Origin of the sequence: Ensifer sp. ENS03 (genome assembly GCF_014852035.1) — a bacterium.
Taxonomy (GTDB): Bacteria; Pseudomonadota; Alphaproteobacteria; order Rhizobiales; family Rhizobiaceae; genus Ensifer; species Ensifer adhaerens.
Window position 1 is genome coordinate 248,465 of the sequence record NZ_JACVAV010000005.1, and the last position, 21,785, is coordinate 270,249.

A 21,785-nucleotide genomic window follows, 5' to 3' on the forward strand; every position below is an offset into this window, starting at 1 on the left:
CGAACATTGCCGGAAATTTCCGGCTTTTATAATTTAATTACGGCATATCGTCGTTTTCTTCATTTTGGTTTCAAACTGGTCTCCTGTTGGCCTTTCGGCCGCTGACCGTGATTGATCCGGCTTTAAACTCGGCTAAGGTCGGCAAAAGCCGTCGAATTGACGGTGAAACAGGGTGAGAAGTGATGATTTTTTCGTCTGATAACTGGGCTGGCGCCCATCCCGCGATTGCCGAAAGCCTGATGGCCCATGCCGGCGGCTACGCGTCGGCCTATGGCACCAGCGAGCTTGACCGGAAGGTGGAGAAGAAGTTCGCGGACATCTTCGAAAGGGACGTCGCCGTCTTCTTCGTCGGCACCGGAACAGCCGCCAATTCGCTGGCACTGGCAACAGCCAACCGCGCCGGCGGCGTCGCCTTCTGCCATCGCGAGGCCCATGTCATCGCCGACGAATGCGGCGCGCCCGAATTCTTTTCGCATGGCGCCCGACTGAAACCCGTCGACGGACCGCGGGGCAAGATGGAGGCCTCCCGCCTTGAAGCCGAGATCCGGCGCTTCCCGCTCGATAACGTCCATGGCGGCCAGCCGAGTGCGGTATCGCTGACGCAGGCGACGGAAAGCGGCACGGTCTATTCGCTCGCCGAAATCGAAGCGATCTCGGCCGTCGCCAAGGGACACAAGCTGCCGCTGCACATGGATGGTGCGCGCTTCGCCAACGCGCTGGTCAGCCTCGACGTAACGCCCGCCGAAATGACCTGGAAGCGCGGCGTCGACCTCGTCTCCTTCGGCGGCACCAAGAACGGCTGCTGGTGCGCCGAGGCGCTGGTGCTGTTCGACCTCTCCAGGGCCCACGAGATGCACTTCCTGCGCAAGCGCTCCGCCCAGCTTTTCTCCAAGTCGCGTTTCGTCTCGGCGCAGTTCGACGCCTATTTCGCCGGCGATCTCTGGCTGAATCTCGCCCGTCACGCCAACGCCATGGCCACACGCCTGGCCGAGGGCATTGCCGCCGCAAAGACGAGCCGGCTTGCCTGGCAGGCCGGTGCCAACGAGGTCTTCGCCATCATCAGCAAGGATGTGGCGGCGAAGCTCAGGCAGGATGGCGCCGTCTTCTACGACTGGCCAGTGCCGCACGACCTCGAGGGCAAGCTTGCTAAGAACGAGGGCCTCTATCGCCTCGTCACCAGCTTTGCGACCAAGGCCGAGGACGTCGACCGCTTCGTCGCCGGCTGCTGAGCGGTATCGGTATCAGCCCTGCCTTCAAGACTGCCCTTGCAGGGTCCTCAGATTGGCGAGGATTTCGACCGAGAGCGCCGCACTCAGCTTTCGGTCGACGCCCTTGCTCGGCACCAGCACGAATTCCACGTCTTCGAGCGGCGGCAGGAGCCCGGCCGGGATTTCCTTCAGCCCCGAGGGCACCATGCTGCGCGGCTGCACGAGCACGCCCATGCCGGCACGGGCCGCCGCCGTCAGGCCGCTGAGGCTGCCACAGGTGCATACGATCCGCCACGGCAGGCGGTGGCGGTCGAGCACTTCGAGCGCAACGCTGCGGGTGATGCTCGGCGGCGGAAAGGCGATCAGCGGCAGCACCTTGTCGCGCTTGATCCTCTCGGGATCGCGCGCGAGCCAAACCAGTGGTTCGCGATAGACGAGCTCGCCTCTGAGGTCGCCGAGCCTGCGCTTGGCAAGCACCAGATCGATCTCGCCATTGTCCTGCATCTGGTAGAGCACGCCGCTCAAGGCCACCGTGAGTTCCAGATCGACCGACGGATGGGCGCGGACGAAGTCTTCCAGCACCGCCGGCAGCCGGCTCATGACGAAGTCCTCGGAGACCCCGAGGCGGAGACGGCCGCGCAAACTGCTTTCGGCAAACAGCGCCCGGACCTCGCCGTCGATCGCCAGCATCGAGCGCGCGTGGGCAAGCAGCGCCTGCCCGTCTGCCGTCAGCGAAACGCGGTGCGTATCGCGGTCGACGAGCGTGCGTCCGAGCGAGGCTTCGAGCCGCTGGATATGCTGGCTGACCGTCGATTGCCCGAGCGATAGTTTTTCCGCTGCAAGCGTGAAGCTGCCCATCTGTTCGAGGGCGACGAAACTGCGCAACTGCACGAGATCCAACATAGCTCATCTCATTTCGTGATAACTGTTATTCCTTGCATCCTGCTTCACAATGAGCGATCCCCGCAAGACGTTCGATAACGAGCAAGTGAGCTGATATGCGCCGCTACCTTCCCGATACCTTCACGATCCTGCTTCTGGCGACGGTGCTGCTTGCATCCGTCCTGCCGATCCATGGCGAGGCAACCGAATGGTTCGGATTGGCGACGAAGGTGGCTGTCGGAATGGTCTTCTTCCTGCACGGGGCGCGCCTGTCGCGCGACGTGGTGATCGCCGGCATCCTGCATTGGCGCCTGCACCTGACCATCCTTGCCTCGACCTTCGTGCTCTTCCCGCTCATCGGCCTTGCGGTCGGCTTCGTGCCGGATTCGATCCTGCCGCAATCGCTCTATACCGGCATCCTCTTCCTCTGCGTGCTGCCCTCGACGGTGCAGTCGTCGATCGCATTCACCTCCATGGCCGGTGGCAATGTGCCGGCCGCGATCTGCTCCGCGTCGGCCTCCAACATTTTCGGCATGTTCCTGACGCCGCTGCTCGTCGGGTTGCTGTTTTCCGCCGGCGGCCATGGCACCGTCACGCTCGATGCGGTCAAGCAGATCCTGCTGCAGCTGCTTGCCCCCTTCGTCGTCGGCCAGATGCTGCAGCCCGTGATCGGCAACTGGATCCGCTCCCGCAAGGGACTGTTGGCGCCGGTCGATCGCGGCTCGATCCTGATGGTCGTCTACCTCGCCTTCAGCCAGGCGGTCACCTCCGGCCTGTGGCAGACGTTTTCTCTGACCGATCTCGGCGTGCTCGTCGTCATCGAGATCGTCATGCTGGCGCTCGTGCTTGCCGTCACCATGTACGGCAGCCGCCTGCTCGGTTTCGACAAGGCCGACGAGATCGCCATCACCTTCTGCGGCTCGAAGAAGAGCCTTGCGAGCGGCGTCCCCATGGCAAGCGCCATCTTCGCCGGCCAGAACATCGGCGCAATCGTACTGCCCGTCATGCTGTTTCACCAGATCCAGCTGATGGCCTGCGCGGTGATTGCACAGCGCTATGCAGCAAGGAAAGCGGCGGCTTCCGCCATGCCGGTACCGGCCCAGCCCTGATTGATCCGACAACAAAAAACGGCGCCCGTAGAGGACGCCGTTCTTTGTGGGAGGTCTGTTTCATGCCCTGTTCGGGCGTGATGTTTAGAGGGTCTGAGCCTCGATCTGCTTCGGCTGCGATGCGACCGACGCGATTTCGATCCGGCGGGGCTTGGCGGCTTCCGGGATCTCGCGGGTAAGATCGATGTGCAGCAAGCCATTCTTCAGCGAAGCGGACTTGATCTCCACGTGATCGGCGAGCTGGAAGCGGCGTTCGAAGGCGCGCTTGGCAATGCCGCGATGGAGAAACTGGCTTTCTTCGCCCTTGTCCTCGGCCTTTTCGCCCTTGACCGTCAGCGTGTGTTCACGCGCCTCGATCGAAAGCTCGCTCTCGTCGAAACCGGCAACGGCCATGGTGATGCGGTAGGCGTTTTCGCCGGTGCGCTCGATGTTGTAGGGCGGATAGGTCTGGGCTTCACCCGGCTGGCCGAGGCTGTCGAGCATGGTGAACAGGCGGTCGAATCCGACGGTGGAGCGGTAAAGGGGAGAGAAATCGAAGTGACGCATGGTGTCCTCCTTGGAGCAACTTTTTGCGATGTCTGGTCGGCCACCCCATTCTGGCAGTGGCAGGACCGGTGAACGGACCCGTCTTCGGCGCCCGTGACCCTGATTTGGGGAGGCGATTTGACGACTTCAAGACGCCCCCGCCGACGATTTTTCCGTGAACCCGACATGAACGCCGGCTTCGGCTTCCGTTCAGCCCGACGGGACTAAAACAAAATCCTGGGCCGCAACGCCCAGGCTGAAGTGACATGTCCCTTCCCCTTCAGCGGCCGGAAACGGTGATCGTCCGGATTTCACCCACCGTTTCCGGCTTTTTTCTTTGACGGCGAAGACCCTGCCGCCTATCCCTTGATGCTACCGATCAACACGCTTTCACCTCCGGCCACGACCCCATGACCTCGATCCTCCACGCGACACCGGACAATCCGATCCCGGACAATCATGTCGCTGGCTTTTTCGATGGCATCGGCGGCCGCAAGATCCGCTATGCGATCTTCAAGACGAAGCAGCCGGTGGCGCGCGGCACGGTCGTTCTGCTGCAGGGCCGCAACGAATCGATCGAGAAGTACTTCGAGACGATTGCCGATCTGACTGCGGCCGGCCTCTGGGTCGCCACCTTCGACTGGCGCGGCCAGGCCGGCTCCGAGCGGCTGCTGGCGCACCCCGGACGCGGTTATGTCGACCACTTTTCCGACTATGAGCGCGACCTCAGCACCTTCCTCGAACAGATCGTGCTGCCCGATACCCGCCTGCCCTTCTCGATCGTCGCCCATTCCATGGGCGCTCTCGTTGCCCTCTCCCTCGCCCCGATGCTGGCAAGCCGCATCGATCGGCTGGTGGTGCTCGCACCCTTCGTCGGCCTTGGCGGCCAGGCGCTCGGCGAAAAGAGCATCGCGACGGTTGCGACCTTCATGCGGCTGGTCGGCCTCGGCGCCCTGCCGGCACACCCCGACAAGGGCAACCGCCCCTTCGAAAACAACGTGCTGACGGCCGATCGCCGCCGCTACGCCCGCAACATCGCGCTAACCGATGCGCATCCGGAACTGCGGCTCGGCCCCCCGACGGCGCGCTGGCTGAGCGAGGCTTTCCACGCCATGCGCCGGGTCATCCGCCGCGAGCATCTGACCCGCATCACCCTGCCGACGATCATCCTGGCACCGACGGCCGATCGGCTGGTACCCCATATCGCGGTCGAATGGCTGGCGCGCAATTTCCGCGCCGCCCAGATGATCCCGATCGACGGCGCCCGACACGAGCTGCTGCACGAGGCGGACCGCTACCGCGCCCAGGCGATGGCGGCGATCCTCGCCTTCGTCATCCCCGAAGAAGGCGACGCGCGCGAAACCACCGCCGCCTGAAGCAAGCGGTCGCTCGCGCTACACAGCGCCGCACGTCCTATCAGACGCGCAAAGGTCACTGTAACACGTTGATTTTACGGATGTCTGGACCGCCGCGCGAGGCGCACGGCGCATCAGCCCTTCAGGATTTCCAGCGCCTGCGCGTGCAGTTCGGCATTGCCGGCAGCAATAACTTCGCCGCCCATTTCCGCCGGACCGCCCTGCCAGTTGGTGACGATGCCGCCGGCCTGCTCGATCAGAGGGATGAGCCCGCCGACATCATAGGGCTTCAGCCCGCATTCGATTACCAGATCGACATGGCCGGCGGCCAGAAGTGCGAATGCGTAGCAATCGCAGCCGTAGCGGAACAGACGCACCTTGCTTTGCACCGTCTCATAGCGGGTCTTGAGATCGCCGGAATAGAGATGCGGCGAGGTGGTGAAAAGCACCGCGTCGTCAAGCGATCTGCAGGCGCGGGTCGAAAGCACCTGCTCGCCACCCGGCCCGCGGTAGACCGATTTCGTGCCGTCGGCGAAATAGCGCTCGCCGGTGAAAGGCTGGTCCATCAGGCCCATGACCGCATCGCCATTGCGATAGAGGCCGACCAGCGTGCCCCAGACCGGCAAGCCGGAAATGAAGGCGCGCGTGCCGTCGATCGGGTCGATGACCCAGACATACTCGCGGTCGAGGCCAATATTGCCGTGCTCTTCGCCAAGAATGCCATGGTCCGGGAAATGCGCCTCGATCAGCGCGCGGATCGCCGCTTCCGCCGATTGGTCCGCTTCCGTTACCGGATCGAAGCCGCTCTCCAGCTTGTTGACCACGCTGGTCCCGATCCGAAAGCGCGGCAGGGTTTCCGCCTTGGCGGCATCTGCAAGGCGATCGAAGAAGGCGCGGTCAGGCAACATGGCGATCTCTCTGAAAAACATGGAGGAAGGTACGTCCTGCATAGACGAAATTTGTCGAAAGGCAAACGACCGAGCACGCCCACCTGCGGGCGTCGTCGGCGTCAGGGCCGGAGCATTTCGCACTGCACCACGACCGCTTCGCACTTCAAACGCGACTTTGGCGAATTCAATCGGTTGATTCGCCATTTCCGGCTGAAAAACTTTTGACGCGACGCAAAAGTTTTCACCAGCAAACTTGACATTTGTGCAGTGCAATATTATGGTTTTCCTACAGTCACCTGTGACTGTAAATACCCTCCTTGGGTGTTTCCTCCCTAGACTTGACCGCGCCGTTGGCGCGGTTTTTTTTGAACCTCCCCGACAGCAAAATACCAAGCGTCGCCAGTACCTTGCTGGACGCCATCCCGCTTTGCCGGTTGTTCCTGATTTTTGGGAAAGGCTACTCGGCCGCCAGCGGCAGGTAAGCGCCGTAGTCCTCGACGTGGCGGGCAAGCGAGCCGATGAAGGTCGTGAGATCGGCAACCAGCGCACCGAAGCCAGGTTTGCGCACCAGCGTCGCCTCGTCGACATAGAGCGCCCGGTTGATCTCGATCTGCAGCGCATGCAGCCCGCGCGTCGGCCGGCCGTAGTGCTCGGTGATGAAGCCGCCGGCATAGGGCTTGTTGCGCACGACGCTGTAGCCGAGCTGCTGCAGCAGATCGACCGCAGCGCGCGAAAGCTCACCGGCAGCACTGGTACCGTAACGATCGCCGATGATGAAGTCGGGCCGCTGGGCGCTGCCCGGCAAATGCACGTTGCCCGGCATCGAATGGCAGTCGATCAGCACCGAGAGGCCGAACTGCACATGGGTGCGGGCGATCAGCTTGCGCAAGGTGGCGTGATAGGGCTTGTAGATCGTCTCGATCCGCGTCAGCGCGTCCTCGACCGGGAACCGTCCGCGATAGATTTCCATGTTCTCGGCCACCAGCCGCGGGATCGTTCCGAGCCCGCCTGCGACGCGCATCGAGCTGATGTTGGCATGCGGCGGTAGCGGCCCGTCGAACATGCGCGGATCGAGTTCGTATGGCTCGCGGTTGACGTCGAGGAAGGCGCGCGGGAAATGCGCAAGCAGCATCGGCGCGGCGAGGAACGTCGCGTTCTGGAACAGCTCATCGACATAGTGGTCTTCCGACCGGCGAATCGAAAGCGCGTCGAGCCTGGACTGGTCGAGAAAACTCTGGGGATAGGAGCGGCCGCTGTGCGGCGAATTGAACACAAAGGGAATGCGCTGGATTGGAGGTTCAAGGACCTCGAACAGTTCCCTCTCCGCAATTTCCCCCATCTGAACCCTTTTTTACCATATGCGGTACTTGCAATTGTCATCATGTTGCCAGTTGGCCCGCTCTGTGTCCATAGTGGCCAATCACAGCATCCCGGGGAATTGACGTCCCGCGTTCACGAGATATTTACCGCGTTGCGGTTTGGATAAAACGCCGCAATCTACGCGCAATGAACTGAATAAAGAGAAGCACGGCCCAATTCATGACTGCGAAAATCCTTCTTGCCGAAGACGACAACGACATGCGCCGGTTCCTGGTGAAGGCGCTGGAAAAGGCCGGCTACAAGGTCATGTCCTATGACAACGGCGCCAGCGCTTACGACCGGCTTCGCGAAGAACCGTTCTCGCTCCTTTTGACCGACATCGTCATGCCTGAGATGGACGGCATCGAACTGGCGCGGCGCGCGACGGAACTCGACCCGGACCTCAAGGTCATGTTCATCACCGGCTTTGCCGCCGTTGCGCTCAACCCCGACAGCAAGGCGCCGAAGGATGCCAAGGTGCTGTCCAAGCCCTTCCACCTGCGTGACCTCGTCGACGAGGTCAACAAGATGCTGGCTGCTGCCTGATCAAGGCAGTTTTCCACAGGCGCGACGTCCCGCGACTGTAAAGAATGCGACTTAGAACCGACCGCCGCGATCCACAGGGATCTCCGGCGGTCTTTTCGTTTCAATACCTTAGCAGAAACCCAGCAAATCCGGCGTCTTGCCGGTGTCTCATCGACGCCGCCCCCATGGGGAAAATCACCGCCTCTAAATTTCTGTCAAAAAACCTTCGAAAACCCTATTGACGCGACAACGGCTTTTGTGGTCTATGCGCCACATCGGATGGGCGTGTAGCTCAGCGGGAGAGCACTACGTTGACATCGTAGGGGTCACAAGTTCGATCCTTGTCACGCCCACCATTCGAATTCAAAGGCCTTTCGAGAAATCGAAAGGCCTTTTTCGTTTCCCTCGATTTCTTTCTGGCAGCAACAGACGAACGGCCCGCTCGCCGCGGCCTTGATCAAAACGCTGTGCGCCAAGTTGCCCACAGCCAACGCTCAGACTTTGGTCCGACGAGGGCCGGCAAAGGTCCGGGGCGCATTGTCGAATCGGCTTCGCAGTGACTTGATGCCGATGCGCCCGGAAGCACAGCCCGCCTCCTGGGCGCAACCGGTCCCAGAGCGATGCCCCGTAGCCCCAATACGCCGCTCTGGGACCCCGTCTTCTCCTCATCCTGTCGCCATCGGCCTGCCATCGCGGCCACCGCCTGCGGGGACGCGCAGGGTTGGTCTTCCGTCACGAAAATTTGTGGTTTGCGTCATGGAACGCACGCCTTCCCGCCCTAATTTACGTCTGCAATCTCAACGCCTTGCCACGCGCCAGGCGCAAAGCAAGGGAACCCACCAAAACCGACGACGGGCAGTATGCCTCGCCTCACCACGAGCGGGTGTGATGCCGAACCGAGCACCTCTCCATTCGAGCGAAAGGAACTGATCATGCCGGCAGTCAAGAACATCGTGCTTGTGCACGGCGCCTGGGGCGATGCCTCCCATTGGCGCCACGTCATTCCGCCGCTCCACGCCAAGGGCTACAGAATTGCCGCGGTTCAGAACCCGCTGACCTCGCTTGCCGACGACGTCGAGCGCACCCGCAAGCTGGTCGAATCGCTCGAGGGTCCGACCCTGCTCGTCGGCCACTCCTATGGTGGTGCTGTTATCAGCGGCGCCGGTCATGCGGCCAACGTCGTCGGGCTCGTCTATGTCGCGGCCTTCGCGCCGGATGAAGGCGACAGCCTCGGCAGCATCTTTGCAAGGCGCGAGCCGCCATCCGGCGCCGCCAGCATCCGTCCCGACAAGGACGGCTTCCTCTGGCTGGCGCAGGATACGTTCCGTGAGAGTTTCGGCCAGGACCTGAGCGAGACCGAAGCACTGGTCATGGCGGTCGCACAGAAACCGATCGCCGGGCGTTGCTTCGAGGACAAGGCCGGGGCTCCCGCCTGGAAGACGAAGCCCAGTTGGTACCAGGTCTCGCGCCACGACCACATGATCCCGCCGGAAACCGAACAATGGATGGCCGAGCGTATCAAGGCGAAGAAGATCATCACGCTCGATGCCAGCCACGCCTCCCTTGCCTCGCACGCCAAGGAGATCGTGGCGCTGATCGACGAGGCGATCGCTTCGCTCGGCTGAGCGTCCGCCAGCGCAGCACCCCGACAAGAGAAAACCCGCCAGCGCCGAGCTGGTGGGGTTTCTTCCTTACGCCTGCATCAGGATGCGGCGTCAGGCATAGGCGCCGCGCCGGCGCTGTCGCATGGCCCTCGGCCGGCGCGAAAACGTATCAAGATCGATGGCCGCCCCTTCCGGCGCGCGGCACACCTCCTCCGGATGCCGGTCGCTCGCTTCGACGGCGAAATGGATTGCGGCGCTCTCATTGGTAAAGAGGCCGCCGACGAGACCCTTGCGGTCGGATACGACCCACCAGCCGTGCCGGTCGCGGCCGACGACGAAACGCGCGCGCGCCAGGAAACCACGACGGATCTGCTGCATACTGCCCATGATCGAACAATCCTTGTTGACGAAAGCGAAGCCTTAGCCGGCAATCCACGGAAGTGCGGCCTGGATGCCGTAGGCAAGGCCGAGGACGACGGCGAGCCTGATGCCGATGCCGAGAAAGGCATCGCGAACGGCGCTGTCCCTGGGCGGAAGGCGCTCAGCGCGCTCGCTGCTTTCGACGCGCCGGCGCTCAGCGGCGCGCGCGGCAAGATGGGGGAAACGGGACATGGTCTTTCCTTTCGGGTGAGATGGATGCGGACGGCGGGAGCCGCCGCGGCAATCGGGCACGACAGATCCGTGCGAGGACGAACCGTCAGCCAGCAAGCGCGATGCGCACCCCGCGGCCGATCTGGGTGGACGCTGGAAGCTCGGTCAGCGGTTCGAGCGCCGCGCGGATCTCGGCCGCCGTCTCCGGCGCCACCTGCGTCAACGGCAGACGCACCTCCGGGCTGAGCGCCCGCACCAGGTGCAATGCGTATTTCACCGGCCCCGGATTGGTCTCGCGCTCGAGCGCCGTGAGCAGCGGGCGGAGCCGCTCATGAAGGGCGAGCGCCGCTGCGACATTTCCGGTCGTGACAGCCTGGTGCATGGCGACCACCAGCCGCGGCACGACATTGGACGCCACCGAGATAGTGCCGTGACCGCCGCAGAGATTGAACGGCAGCGCCGTCTGGTCGTGACCCGAGAGCTGCATGAGTCTGGCCTTGAGGGCTGGCGACGAAGACTGGAAGCGACCGACGTCGCCGGTGGCATCCTTGATGCCGACGACATTTTGAAGCTCCGCCAGCCGCTCGATCGTCCGCGCGGCGAGATCGACCCCGGTGCGCGAGGGCACATTGTAGATGATGATGGGAAGATCCACCGCCCGGGCGACCGCCTCGAAGTGGCGATAGAGCCCCTCCTGCGAAGGCTTGCTGTAATAGGGCGCAACGACGAGCGCCGCGTCGGCGCCGAGCGTCCTGGCTTCCGCCGTCAGTTCGATCGTCGTCGCAGTACTGTTGGTGCCGGTTCCGGCGATAACCGGGATCTTGCGTTCCGCCACCTCGACGCAGCGTTCGATCACCATGGCCCGTTCCGCCCGCGAGAGCGTCGGCGCCTCGCCGGTGGTGCCGCAGGCGACGATGCCGGAAATGCCGTGTCGGATCTGCCATTCCACGAGCGACATCAGGCCGACGACATCAACCTTGCCGTCCCGGAACGGTGTGACGAGCGCCGTGATCGCGCCTTCGAGGCGCAGCGAATGTATGTTCATGGAAATATCCTTCAGGTGGGAAGTTGGCCACGGCCGGCAGCAGCCGCAAGCTGATGGCCGCGGCAGGAGCGCAGGAAGGCGCCAAGGATCGCCGCGGCAAGGTCGGCATGCCGTGCCTTGAAGGTGATGCGGCCGGCTCCGGGTGGCTGATAGCGCAGCGCGCAGGTCCACAGCCCGAACTCGTGACTGAGCGTTCGAAGGCACAGTTTCGCTTCGGTCGCCGACGTCAGGTGAATGACGGCATCGACCAGTGCATCGGCGGCCATCAGTTCACGGTACCGACGCGACGGCCATTCTCCAGCCGCCAGATCCGGCAGGTCCGCGATCACCCGCACCGCCTCCCAGACATGGTGCTCGCGCAGGCGGCGAACGGCGGTGAGCCGCAGCATGAGCGCATCGAGCGCCTCCGGAGCCCTTTCGCCACCGGTGAGCTCAGGGCCCGCATCGACCTCGCGTAGAGCCCCGGGCAAATGACGGTGGATGTTGAAATCCTGGAGAGACATGGCACGCATCCCTATTCGATGCGGCAAGGCTAGACCCGTCAGGCGTCCAGTTTCGATTGCGACTTCAGGCGCTCGACATAAGATTTCCGTAAAGCGCTTCGGCGGGTGTTGTCCAAGGCGCCGGCCGCGGTCTAGATTTGATTTCCGAAGCGGCGAAAGCCTGGCGCGACAGCGCGCGCAGCGTCGAAATAATCTGACGCAAAAGATGACGCGCGCGCAATTTTGCGCTAGGTAGCCCCTTCGGTGGCGATCAGGGATCGCCATTCCCGAGCAATACCCCTTGTCCGTGAAGGAACATGCCATGCCTGCCTATCGCTCACGTACCACCACCCACGGCCGCAACATGGCCGGTGCCCGCGGCCTCTGGCGCGCGACGGGCATGAAGGACAGCGATTTTGGCAAGCCGATTATTGCGGTGGTGAACTCGTTCACCCAGTTCGTGCCCGGCCACGTGCACCTTAAGGATCTTGGCCAGCTCGTCGCCCGCGAGATCGAGGCTGCCGGCGGCGTCGCCAAGGAATTCAACACCATCGCCGTCGACGACGGCATCGCCATGGGTCACGACGGCATGCTCTATTCGTTGCCGTCGCGCGAAATCATCGCCGATAGCGTCGAGTACATGGTCAACGCCCACTGCGCCGACGCCATGGTCTGCATCTCCAACTGCGACAAGATCACGCCCGGCATGCTGATGGCGGCGCTGCGCCTCAACATCCCCGCCGTCTTCGTTTCCGGCGGCCCGATGGAAGCCGGCAAGGTCGTGCTGCACGGCAAGACGCATGCACTCGACCTGGTCGACGCCATGGTCGCCGCAGCCGACGACAACGTCTCGGACGAGGACGTCAAGGTCATCGAACGCTCGGCCTGCCCGACCTGCGGCTCTTGCTCCGGCATGTTCACCGCCAACTCGATGAACTGTCTGACCGAAGCGCTCGGCCTGTCGCTGCCCGGCAACGGCTCGACGCTCGCCACCCACGCCGACCGCAAGCGCCTCTTCGTCGAGGCCGGCCACCTGGTCGTCGATCTCGCCCGCCGCTATTACGAGCAGGAAGACGAGAACGTGCTGCCGCGCAAGGTCGCCTCGAAGAAGGCGTTTGAAAACGCCATGGCGCTCGATATCGCCATGGGCGGTTCGACCAACACCGTGCTGCACATTCTCGCCGCCGCCCATGAGGGCGAGGTCGATTTCACCATGGCGGATATCGACCGCCTGTCGCGCAAGGTTCCCTGCCTGTCGAAGGTCGCTCCGGCGAAAAGCGACGTGCACATGGAAGACGTGCACCGTGCCGGCGGCATCATGTCGATCCTCGGCGAACTCGAGAAGGGCGGCCTCATCAACCGCGATTGCCCGACGGTCCACAGCGCCACGCTCGGCGACGCCATCGACCGCTGGGACATCACCCGCACGACCAGCGAAACCGTTCGCAACTTCTTCCGCGCGGCACCGGGCGGCATCCCGACCCAGGTGGCCTTCAGCCAGGAAGCGCGCTGGGACGAGCTCGACACCGACCGCGAAAAGGGCGTCATCCGCTCGGTCGAACATCCCTTCTCCAAGGATGGCGGCCTCGCCGTCTTGAAGGGCAACATCGCGATCGACGGCTGCATCGTGAAGACCGCGGGCGTCGACGAGAGCATCCTGAAGTTCTCCGGCCCGGCCCGCGTCTTCGAAAGCCAGGATGCGTCGGTCAAGGCGATCCTCGGCAACGAGATCAAGGCCGGCGACGTCGTCGTCATCCGCTATGAAGGCCCCAAGGGCGGCCCGGGCATGCAGGAAATGCTCTATCCGACGAGCTACCTGAAATCGAAGGGCCTCGGCAAAGCCTGCGCGCTGATCACCGACGGCCGCTTCTCCGGTGGCACCTCGGGCCTGTCGATCGGCCACGTTTCGCCGGAAGCGGCCAATGGCGGCACGATCGGCCTGGTGCGCGAAGGCGACATGATCGACATCGACATCCCGAACCGCACGATCAGCCTGCGCGTCGACGAGGCGGAACTTAGCCGTCGCCGCACTGAGCAGGACGCCCAGGGCTGGAAGCCGACCGAACAGCGCAAGCGCAAGGTGACGACGGCGCTCAAGGCCTATGCCGCCTTTGCCACCTCCGCCGACCGCGGTGCTGTGCGCGACCTCGGCGAACACTGACAGCTACGTTCTGGCAGCGCCCGAGCGGCGCAAGGAACGACGAAGGGCTCCTGCGCGTCGGGGGCCCTTTTCTTTGATCTCATCCTAGGGATCGGCCCGACTTTGCCGGACAGGAAGCATCTGCTATTTTAGTTTACCCTAAAATCAAACAGGTGGGTCATGGCGGACGAGTCTGGATTGCTCGGCACCTGGAAGATGCTTTCCTGGACGCGCGAGGTCGTCGCCACTGGCGAAGTCACCGATGCCATGGGCCCCGATCCTATCGGCTATCTCTCGTACTTTCCCGATGGCCGGATGACCGCCGTTGTGGTGAAACGCGATCGACCGCAGCTCAAAGGACTCGTGCCGTCTCACGACGAAAAAGCGGCACTGTTTGACTCCATGCTCGCCTATTCCGGCTCCTATTCGCTCAAGGACGGCCGGATCATCCATCATGTCGAGGCAAGCTGGAACCCGGCCTGGGGCGTCTCCGACCTGATCCGCCCCTTTGTCCTGCAAGGGGATAAGCTGGTGATCTACGGCGCGCCGGGCGTGGACCCGGCAACCGGCGAGGAGGTCATCTACCACCTCGAATTTCGCAAGATGTAACCAGCTTCGCTGTGGGCTTTAGAGGTGACGGGTCTCGGCTGGCGCGTGGAACCAGTTGTTGTTGCGCCCGTCCATGTACTGCACCGGTGCTTCGGCCAGCACCGCCGGATCGAGGTCGTCGAGGCAGGCGAGGTTGACGGAGTAATAGGCGCCGCCAATCTCCTCGATATAGCCGTGGCCGAAGGCGGCAACGCTGCAGGTCCTGCAGAAGCGGTGATGCACGCTGTCGCTGCCGAACTGGTAGTCGGCGATATTGGCTTCGTCGCACTGCAGCCGGAAGGCGTCGGGCTTCACGACCGCCCCCCCAGTAGCGCCGCTTCCAGCAAATCGAGCAGTTGCATTTGCCGGTGCCGGCATCGAGGTCGATGTCGGCCTCATAGCGGATGTTTCCGCAATGGCAGCTTCCCTTATAGGTCAGTTTCATACCCGTCGCTCCTGCGTGGCGGGCCAGGCAGGCCCCCTATTGCCGCCCACCCGGCAGGCGATATGCTGCCAGGTGAAACTCATGCAGTCCATATGCCATATTGACAACATATTGTCAAATAGGAGCGAGATCTCGCACGCGTCAGAGATGACGGAATTCGGCAGGCGTTTCATCCCAGCGGTCATTCCGGCCATCCAGATATTGCACCGACACCTTAGCCAGGACCGTCGGATCAACATCGTCCAGCGTTGCGACATTGATGCTGCAATAGGCGCCGCCGAGTTCCTCGACATAACCATGGCTATAGGAGGCGATGCCGCAGGCAGGGCAGAAGCGGTGGTTGCCAACCTTGGCGCCAAACTGATAGAGCCCAACCTGATCTTCCGGTGACAGGAGGCGAAAATCCTCCGGCTGGACCTGTGCACCCCAGTAGCGGGCCTTGCCACAGAACGAGCAATTGCATCGCGTCGTCCCCGCATCGAGATCGAGAGTCGCTTCGTATCTGACCTTGCCGCAATGGCAACCGCCGCTGTAAGTCCTTCTCGCCATGCTCTCATCTCCCTTGCTAAATTGACTTGCTGAAACGACCGCATCATGACAACATGATGTCATACAAACATTCACACGACGGTGGTGCTGTCAACATGAAAGATCCCGATCGGACACCCGCCGGAGACGCCTTTGCGGAGTTCGCCATATCGGTACTGCGGCTAGCCGGCCCGTTGACGCAGGCCGGCGACGCACTCGCCAAACCTTCCGGACAGACGAGCGCCCGCTGGCAGGTGCTGGCCGCGGCAAACCATGCGCCGATGTCGGTTGCCGATGCGGCACGCGCGCTCGGCCTTGCGCGTCAGGGGGTGCAGCGCATCGCCGATCTCTTGGAGGCCGAAGGGCTGATCGCCTACAGGGACAACCCGACCCACCAGAGGGCAAAGCTCATGGTTCTGACTGCGGCGGGAGAAACGGCACTGGACGACATCAAGGAGCGGCAGGCGGCCTGGGCGGACGGCCTGGGCGGCGCACTCGGCGAACGACGGCTGCGGCAGGCCTCTGCCTTGATCGCCGAGGTGATCGAGGTGCTCAAGGAGCGCCCCGCGCCAGAGCCGTCCGAGGACTGACCGGCCGTCCGTCAAGCCAGCCTTAAGAGATCGGCACGCAGGCGGTCCGAACCGCCGTCATCGAGCACCGGATCGAGCGCCTCATGCAGGTTCCGCCAGATCGGCACGGCGCGCGCCAGCAGCGCCTGCCCTTCGGTCGTCAGCCGCAATCGCCGCGACCGCCGGTCGTCGGCATCCGGGAAGCTTTCGACCAGGCCGCGCCGTTCCAGCGGCTTCAACGCCGCGGTCAAGGTCGTCCGGTCCATGGCGAGAAGCGATGCCACCGAGCCCATATTGGGCGGCGCCGGGCGGTTGAGCGACATCAGGAGAGAGAACTGTCCGTTGGTGATATCGAGCGGGCGCAGCGCCTCGTCGAACCGACGGGCAATGGCGCGCGCGGCGCGTTGCACATGCAGGCAGAGGCAGGTGTCCTTCACATGCAGGGTAGTGTCGAACGAAACAAGTGGCATTTTTGACATGCCCGATTAATGTTGATATCAACGTAAATAGTCAAGTGCAACGTTGGAAGGAGGAACGGGCATGAGACAGGATCACGCAGTGGTATCGCCTGGAGAGTGGCTGAAAGCGCGCAAAGATCTGCTTGCGCTGGAAAAGGAACACACCCACGCACGCGACAAGGTCAATGCCGCCCGGCTGGCCTTGCCCTGGGTGAAGATGGAAAAGACCTACGTCTTCGATACGCGGGCGGGCCGCAAATCCCTGTCCGAGCTTTTCGACGGCCGCAGCCAGCTCATGGTCTACCATTTCATGTTCGGCCCCACCTGGGAGGCCGGTTGCCCCGGCTGCTCCTTCCTGGTCGATCATTTCGCCGGCATGCTGCCGCACCTCAACCATCACGACGTGACGCTGGTCGCCGCATCGAACGCGCCGCTCGCAAAGATCGAAACCTACAAGAAACGCATGGAGTGGGATTTCCCCTGGGTCTCGGCGGAAGGCAACGGCTTCAACCATGACTTCCACGTGGCCTTTTCGCCAGACGAGCTCGCAAGCGGCAAAGTCGGGTACAACTTCACCGACATAGAAAGCGCCAATGCGCATGAGGAACTGCCCGGTCTCAGCGCCTTCCAGAAGGGCGAGGACGGCACGATCTACCACACCTATTCGTCCTATGCCCGCGGGCTCGAGGAACTCGTGGGCACACTGATGCTGCTCGACCGCGCACCCAAGGGGCGCAACGAGGACGGGACCATGAGCTTCGTTCGCCGCCACGACGAATATGATCGGGAGCCCGGACGCAAGGCGGGCTGAATTCCGCACCCCAGCGGACGGAACTTTTCGCCCGCAAAATCGTTTTGAGAACGCTCGCGTGCCGGGCCGAACGTCTGCGCCCGGTCAAGAAGGAAATCCCGTGAGAGCAGAACCGGAAGAAGCGCACCGCTGGCTCGAGCAATTGCTGGGCGACTGGCACGTTCGCACGGCCGGCTCCGATGGCAAGCCCGATGGCAGCGGGCCCTGGACCGAGCATGTCCGGTCACTCGAAGGCCTCTGGATCGTCTGCGAGGGTCAGGGAACGATGCCGGGCGGCAGTTTCGGCCAGACGCTGATGGCGCTCGGCTTCAATCCGCAGACAAAACGTTACGTCGGCACCTGGGTCGGCTCGATGATGAGCCACATGTGGATCTATGACGGAGAACTGGACGCGGACGGCACGTCCCTCTCCCTCCACTGCAAGGGACCGGATTTCGAGAACCCCGGCAGGACCATGCGCTACCGCGACGTCATCACGCTTGCCGGGCCATCCCGTCGGCTGCTGACGGCGCAGGCGCAGACAGCGGACGGAAACTGGAAAGACTTGATGACGGCGGAATACCTACGTCGGGATTGAAAGCCGCGCTGACGACGGCCTTGGCTGTTCGGCCACGCATCATGTCAGGCTGACCCGACGACAGTTCATTCGAACAGGCAAACAAGTGGCGCCAGATGCGCCGCGCCAGAGCAAACCGGAGGAAGGCAATGGCAGATCACGGCAAATTCGTTTGGTACGAACTGATGACCACCGACATGGCGGCCGCCGAGACGTTCTACAAGGACGTGGTCGGCTGGGCCGCCAGCGATGCCGGCATGGCCGGTATCAGCTACACGCTGTTCAACGTCGGCGAGATTCCGGTGGCGGGATTGATGACCATGCCGGAAGGCGCGCTCGAAATGAACGTGCCGCCCGCCTGGCTCGGCTATGTCGGCGTCGACGATGTCGATGTGAGCGCCGCCAGCATCGCCGCCAAGGGCGGCAAGGTGCACCGGGCGCCGGACGATATCCCGGGTATAGGGCGCTTCGCCGTCGTCACCGATCCGCACGGCGCGGTCTTCTCGATCTTCAAGGGTACGGGCGATCCGCCGCCGGTCACCGACCCGATGGCCCCCGGACTGATCGGCTGGCACGAGCTTGCCTCGGGCGACCTCGACACCGCCTTTCCCTTCTATTCCGAACTCTTCGGCTGGACGAAGGACCAGGGCATGGACATGGGCGAAATGGGCATCTACCAGATCTTCGCCCATGGCGGCGCCCCGATCGGCGGGATGATGACCAAGCCGAAGGAAGTGCCCGCGCCTTACTGGCTCTACTACATCAACGTACCGGCCATCGATGCCGCCATCGAACGCATCAAGGCTGGCGGCGGCAAGATCGTGCTGGAGCCGATGGAGGTCCCCGGAGGCGCCTGGATCGTTCAGGCGCTCGACCCGCAGGGCGCCCTCTTCGCACTGGTCGGGCCGAAGCGCTGAGACGACTGCATGTCTCCTTAAATCGTCCTCGACGTAAGGGAACAGACTTGCAGAAAATCAAAGTGTTACAGCGACCTTAGCCCGTCTGATAAGACGCGCGACGCTTTAGGCCGCAGCACAGATCACGTTGCCGTGAAGAGTTTGCTGAAGTAAAATGACGACCAACCAAGTCCAGGCCCGCTTTCGGCAAGAAGGCGGGCCGGATTTATTGCGATCATGGACCGGAAAGCGAATACGGGGGCCGCAAAGCTGGGGTCTGCCGTGCGCCGGGCGCATCCCTCGGTTGCGGATTAGCCCCTAGTATTTCAGGGTATTTCAAGCTTATTTAACATCTTATACGATAGCAGGGGCGGCAAGCACACTGATTTCGGATGGGTTTCTTGTCGGGTGGCAAGAATTTGTCGCGATTGTCGAGCAGACGGGCGGCGACATGAGTGGAGCAACTTCGCGCATATGAGCAATAAGGGCAGCACCTATGCGTCCCCTCAGATGGGCGTGGGGGAAGCGCGTACGGCCAGGGCCCTGCGACGCAAGCTCCAATGGCTGGTGGCGATCGTCGTTGCCTGCACGGGCATTCTTGCGACCGAAATCATCGCCGCATCCTATAGCGACTTTGTCGTCGCGCGCCGCAACCTGACGGAAGTCATGGCCTTTTGCCGCGTCCTCGACGCCGCAAACTACCTCTCGGCCGAACGTGGCCCGTCCAACGGTGTGCTCGGCCTTGGCGTAGCGCCCGGCTCGACTGTCCAGGCGCGGCTGGCGGAGTTTCGTGCCCGCAGCGACGCGGCATTGGCTCAGATCATCGCCGACATCGACAATGCCAGCCGCTCCGAACCGGCCGGCGCGCTTTCGCCCATCCTGGTCGAGGTCCATCGTCGGCTGATGCTTGCGCGTGCGGAAGTCGATCGCATTGCGGCCCTTCCGCCGGAACGGCGGAACCTTGCCGAAATCGAAGCGACGATCGAGGCCATGTTCGGCGTGATCGATGCGCTTCGCCCCGCGATCGACTGGAACATTCAGCGCCTGACCAACACCGACCCGAACCTTGCGGGCATTGCCCTTGCAGCCCAGATGCTTGCCAATCTGCGTGAGGACGGAGGGCGCCTCGGCTCGCACGTCATGGCGCCCGTTGCCGTCGGCAAGCCGCTCGCGATCAAGAATCTCGCCGACAGCGAGCGCACGCGCGGCAGGCTGCAGGAGGTCTGGGCGATCGTCGGCAAGCCGGGCGCGCTTCCAGGCTTGGATCCGTCGAAGATCGGCGATCTCGCCAAGATCGACCGCGAGTTCTTTGCCGAAGGTTTTGCAATCATCGACAACATCGTCGCCGTCGGTAAACGCTCGGGCGACTACCCGATGACCGCCGAACAGCTCACCGACCTTTTCGTCCCGAAGATGAAACCGCTCGAAGATCTGCGTCGCGCCTTCATGGATTCGACCGTCGAGCGCCTGTCCGCCAACAAGACCCGCGCGTCGATCAAGCTCGCCGTGGCGAGCCTTGCGACCTTCTCGCTCTTCCTGATGTTGCTGATCTTGATGCGGCGCGCCCGATCGCTGGTGTTCGAACCGCTGCTTCTTGCGCGCCACAGCATCATCGAGCTTGCCAATGATCGCCCGATCGCGCGCCTTCAGGGCAAGGGCGGAGAAGGCGAAATGGGACGCCTGTTCGATGCGATCGATATTCTGCGCCAGCGCCTCGACGAGCGCACGCTGCTGATGCAGCATCTCGAACGCCAGGCGGAAACCGACGAACTGACCGGCCTGCTCAACCGCCGCGCGCTGGAGCTGATCGGCGGCGCGGAAGACACGGACGGCAAGGATCAGGACGCCTGTCTGATCCTGATGGACATCGACCATTTCAAGCAGATCAACGATACCCACGGCCATCTGATCGGCGACATCGTGCTTCAGGAAACCGCCCGCATCATCCGCAATTCCGTGCGCAATTCCGATCTCGTCGCCCGCTTCGGCGGTGAGGAGTTTGCCGTGATCACGCCCGGCGACAGCATCGAGTCCGCCCTAGCCCTTGCCGAAAGGATCAGGGTCAACCTCGCGCACGAACCGATCGTCCTTGCCGACGGACGGAAGCTGAACGTCACCGCCAGCTTTGGCGTGGCCGAAGGCCGCAGCGCGAACGGTGGCTGGAAGCACCTGATCGAACTTGCCGATAACGAGCTCTATCGCGCCAAGTCCGAGGGCCGCAATCGCGTCTGCGGCCAGCCGGCCGAAGCGACGCACCAGCCGTTCAAGGCGATGAAATCCGCGCGCGCTTAGCCAGGAAATCAAGTACCACCCGCACGCGCGCCGGCAGGGCTCCACCCTGCCCGTGGAACACCGCATGGAATGCCTCGATGTCGCCCGGGTTCAAGTGCTCGGCGACCGCCGTCAGCCGGCCGCAACGGATATCCTCCTTGACCGTAAACGTGGGCAGTCGCGCCAGGCCGACACCGGCGAGCGTAAGCTGGCGCAAACCCTCGCCGTCGCTCACGCGGACCTGCTCCGTCGGCGCCAGCGTGAAAGGCTCCCCGTTCGACAGGAGCGGCCAGCCATCGATCGAACGCGCATAGCTATGGCTCAGCCTGTTCATCGCTTCGAGGTCGCCGACACCCTCGGGCATGCCGAACCGTTGAAGATAGGACGGCGCGCCCACGATCGTCATCGACGTGCTGCCGAGCTTGCGGGCGATCAGGCTCGAAGACTTCAGAGGACCGGCACGCACGGCGATGTCGGCCCGCTCCGCCATCAGATCGACCACGGCATCGGTCTGCAGGATGTCGAGCGAGACCGACGGAAAGGCCGAGAGAAACTCCGGCAGCACCGGCATCAGCACATGCACCGCATAGGAAGCGCTGACGTTTAGCCGCACGCGGCCCTCGGGCGTTTCGCCTGAACCCGCCTCGCGCTCCGCCTCGTCGATATCGGCAAGGATGCGCACCGCCCGCTCATAGAAGGCACAGCCTTCCGCCGTCAGCTGCAGCCGCCGCGTCGAGCGGTTGACGAGCCGGACGCCGAGCCTTTCCTCCAGCCTCTGCACGAGCTTGCTGACGGCCGAGGGTGTCATGCAGCAGACCTTTGCCGCGGCCGAAAAGCCGCCGAGCTGCACCGCCTTGGCGAAAACCGCCATCTCCCCCGAACGGTTGATAGACAAGCGCGACATGTGACTTCAACTCACAAATGATGTTCTTTCATCCGGTCTACATC

General features: G+C 63.1%; 23 protein-coding genes, 1 tRNA gene and 1 pseudogene. 13 read left to right on the forward strand and 12 right to left on the reverse strand.

The annotated features are described in order from the left end of the window. Positions 1 to 182: 182 nt before the first annotated feature. Positions 183 to 1,229: a low specificity L-threonine aldolase gene (locus IB263_RS19630; RefSeq protein ID WP_192438888.1), complete on the forward strand. Its 1,047-nt coding sequence runs from the start codon at positions 183 to 185 to the stop codon at positions 1,227 to 1,229. Positions 1,230 to 1,253: 24 nt separating this feature from the next. On the opposite strand, the gene IB263_RS19635 is transcribed toward IB263_RS19630, so the two are convergent. Next, a complete protein-coding gene (locus tag IB263_RS19635; protein ID WP_034786796.1) occupies positions 1,254 to 2,111 on the reverse strand; it encodes a LysR family transcriptional regulator in 858 nt (285 codons plus the stop codon). Positions 2,112 to 2,206: 95 nt separating this feature from the next. On the opposite strand from IB263_RS19635, the gene IB263_RS19640 reads away from it, so the two are divergent. After that, positions 2,207 to 3,199: a bile acid:sodium symporter family protein gene (locus IB263_RS19640; protein WP_192438889.1), complete on the forward strand. Its 993-nt coding sequence runs from the start codon at positions 2,207 to 2,209 to the stop codon at positions 3,197 to 3,199. Positions 3,200 to 3,283: 84 nt separating this feature from the next. On the opposite strand, the gene IB263_RS19645 is transcribed toward IB263_RS19640, so the two are convergent. Further along, on the reverse strand, positions 3,284 to 3,745 hold the full coding sequence (locus IB263_RS19645) for an Hsp20 family protein (RefSeq protein ID WP_034786801.1): 462 nt from the start codon (positions 3,743 to 3,745) through the stop codon (positions 3,284 to 3,286). A 389-nt stretch (positions 3,746 to 4,134) separates the two neighbouring features. On the opposite strand from IB263_RS19645, the gene IB263_RS19650 reads away from it, so the two are divergent. Next, on the forward strand, positions 4,135 to 5,100 hold the full coding sequence (locus tag IB263_RS19650; RefSeq protein ID WP_060604764.1) for an alpha/beta fold hydrolase: 966 nt from the start codon (positions 4,135 to 4,137) through the stop codon (positions 5,098 to 5,100). Between the two features lie 113 nt (positions 5,101 to 5,213). Here the strand turns inward: IB263_RS19650 and hisN are convergent, their stop codons facing one another. Both hisN and IB263_RS19660 read right to left on the reverse strand, forming a co-directional pair. Next, entirely contained in the window at positions 5,214 to 5,987 is a 774-nt protein-coding gene (gene hisN / locus IB263_RS19655; protein WP_060604796.1) for a histidinol-phosphatase, read from the reverse strand. Positions 5,988 to 6,426: 439 nt separating this feature from the next. Continuing rightward, positions 6,427 to 7,308: an N-formylglutamate amidohydrolase gene (locus tag IB263_RS19660; RefSeq protein ID WP_192438890.1), complete on the reverse strand. Its 882-nt coding sequence runs from the start codon at positions 7,306 to 7,308 to the stop codon at positions 6,427 to 6,429. Positions 7,309 to 7,508: 200 nt separating this feature from the next. Here IB263_RS19660 and cpdR1 point away from each other — a divergent pair, with 200 nt between their 5' ends. The 3 genes from cpdR1 (at position 7,509) to IB263_RS19675 (ending at position 9,478) form a co-directional block, all read left to right on the forward strand. Next, the gene (gene cpdR1 / locus IB263_RS19665; RefSeq protein WP_034786813.1) at positions 7,509 to 7,874 is read left to right on the forward strand and encodes a response regulator CpdR1; all 366 of its coding nucleotides are present in this window, start codon (positions 7,509 to 7,511) and stop codon (positions 7,872 to 7,874) included. A gap of 260 nt (positions 7,875 to 8,134) precedes the next feature. After that, positions 8,135 to 8,209, forward strand: a tRNA-Val gene (locus IB263_RS19670). A gap of 576 nt (positions 8,210 to 8,785) precedes the next feature. Continuing rightward, positions 8,786 to 9,478 carry an alpha/beta fold hydrolase gene (locus IB263_RS19675; protein ID WP_060604758.1) on the forward strand — a complete coding sequence of 231 codons (693 nt, stop codon included), beginning with the start codon at positions 8,786 to 8,788 and terminating at the stop codon, positions 9,476 to 9,478. Between the two features lie 90 nt (positions 9,479 to 9,568). Here the strand turns inward: IB263_RS19675 and IB263_RS19680 are convergent, their stop codons facing one another. From IB263_RS19680 to IB263_RS19695, 4 genes are all read right to left on the reverse strand, one after another. Further along, on the reverse strand, positions 9,569 to 9,844 hold the full coding sequence (locus IB263_RS19680; RefSeq protein WP_051659088.1) for a hypothetical protein: 276 nt from the start codon (positions 9,842 to 9,844) through the stop codon (positions 9,569 to 9,571). Between the two features lie 33 nt (positions 9,845 to 9,877). Then, positions 9,878 to 10,069, reverse strand: a complete 192-nt coding sequence (locus IB263_RS19685; protein ID WP_060530585.1) for a hypothetical protein — start codon at positions 10,067 to 10,069, stop codon at positions 9,878 to 9,880. 85 nt (positions 10,070 to 10,154) lie between these two features. Beyond that, a complete protein-coding gene (dapA, locus tag IB263_RS19690; RefSeq protein ID WP_089044965.1) occupies positions 10,155 to 11,093 on the reverse strand; it encodes a 4-hydroxy-tetrahydrodipicolinate synthase in 939 nt (312 codons plus the stop codon). Between the two features lie 11 nt (positions 11,094 to 11,104). Next, the gene (locus IB263_RS19695; RefSeq protein ID WP_060604752.1) at positions 11,105 to 11,596 is read right to left on the reverse strand and encodes a hypothetical protein; all 492 of its coding nucleotides are present in this window, start codon (positions 11,594 to 11,596) and stop codon (positions 11,105 to 11,107) included. Between the two features lie 301 nt (positions 11,597 to 11,897). Here IB263_RS19695 and ilvD point away from each other — a divergent pair, with 301 nt between their 5' ends. Both ilvD and IB263_RS19705 read left to right on the forward strand, forming a co-directional pair. Then, a complete protein-coding gene (gene ilvD / locus IB263_RS19700) occupies positions 11,898 to 13,736 on the forward strand; it encodes a dihydroxy-acid dehydratase (RefSeq protein WP_034786822.1) in 1,839 nt (612 codons plus the stop codon). 159 nt (positions 13,737 to 13,895) lie between these two features. After that, positions 13,896 to 14,324 (forward strand): lipocalin-like domain-containing protein, encoded by a 429-nt coding sequence (locus IB263_RS19705; protein ID WP_034786824.1) that lies wholly within the window; start codon positions 13,896 to 13,898, stop codon positions 14,322 to 14,324. An 18-nt stretch (positions 14,325 to 14,342) separates the two neighbouring features. Here the strand turns inward: IB263_RS19705 and IB263_RS19710 are convergent. Together IB263_RS19710 and IB263_RS19715 are read right to left on the reverse strand one after the other, a co-directional pair. Continuing rightward, a pseudogene (locus IB263_RS19710) lies at positions 14,343 to 14,748 on the reverse strand (GFA family protein). A 141-nt stretch (positions 14,749 to 14,889) separates the two neighbouring features. Further along, positions 14,890 to 15,297, reverse strand: a complete 408-nt coding sequence (locus IB263_RS19715) for a GFA family protein (RefSeq protein ID WP_113187331.1) — start codon at positions 15,295 to 15,297, stop codon at positions 14,890 to 14,892. Between the two features lie 95 nt (positions 15,298 to 15,392). On the opposite strand from IB263_RS19715, the gene IB263_RS19720 reads away from it, so the two are divergent. Then, a complete protein-coding gene (locus tag IB263_RS19720) occupies positions 15,393 to 15,866 on the forward strand; it encodes a MarR family winged helix-turn-helix transcriptional regulator (RefSeq protein WP_112771929.1) in 474 nt (157 codons plus the stop codon). Between the two features lie 11 nt (positions 15,867 to 15,877). On the opposite strand, the gene IB263_RS19725 is transcribed toward IB263_RS19720, so the two are convergent. Beyond that, positions 15,878 to 16,324, reverse strand: a complete 447-nt coding sequence (locus IB263_RS19725) for a MarR family winged helix-turn-helix transcriptional regulator (RefSeq protein ID WP_060517600.1) — start codon at positions 16,322 to 16,324, stop codon at positions 15,878 to 15,880. Between the two features lie 61 nt (positions 16,325 to 16,385). Between IB263_RS19725 and IB263_RS19730 the strand changes: the two genes are divergently transcribed. The 4 genes from IB263_RS19730 (at position 16,386) to IB263_RS19745 (ending at position 20,858) form a co-directional block, all read left to right on the forward strand. After that, entirely contained in the window at positions 16,386 to 17,114 is a 729-nt protein-coding gene (locus IB263_RS19730; protein ID WP_034786831.1) for a thioredoxin family protein, read from the forward strand. A gap of 100 nt (positions 17,115 to 17,214) precedes the next feature. After that, on the forward strand, positions 17,215 to 17,691 hold the full coding sequence (locus tag IB263_RS19735; protein ID WP_192438891.1) for a DUF1579 domain-containing protein: 477 nt from the start codon (positions 17,215 to 17,217) through the stop codon (positions 17,689 to 17,691). A gap of 128 nt (positions 17,692 to 17,819) precedes the next feature. Then, a complete protein-coding gene (locus IB263_RS19740) occupies positions 17,820 to 18,587 on the forward strand; it encodes a VOC family protein (protein WP_034786835.1) in 768 nt (255 codons plus the stop codon). Between the two features lie 453 nt (positions 18,588 to 19,040). After that, a complete protein-coding gene (locus tag IB263_RS19745) occupies positions 19,041 to 20,858 on the forward strand; it encodes a GGDEF domain-containing protein (protein ID WP_192438892.1) in 1,818 nt (605 codons plus the stop codon). Here the strand turns inward: IB263_RS19745 and IB263_RS19750 are convergent. Continuing rightward, the gene (locus tag IB263_RS19750) at positions 20,830 to 21,741 is read right to left on the reverse strand and encodes a LysR family transcriptional regulator (protein WP_192438893.1); all 912 of its coding nucleotides are present in this window, start codon (positions 21,739 to 21,741) and stop codon (positions 20,830 to 20,832) included. The two genes, IB263_RS19745 and IB263_RS19750, sit on opposite strands and share 29 nt — an antisense overlap. Positions 21,742 to 21,785: the final 44 nt, after the last annotated feature.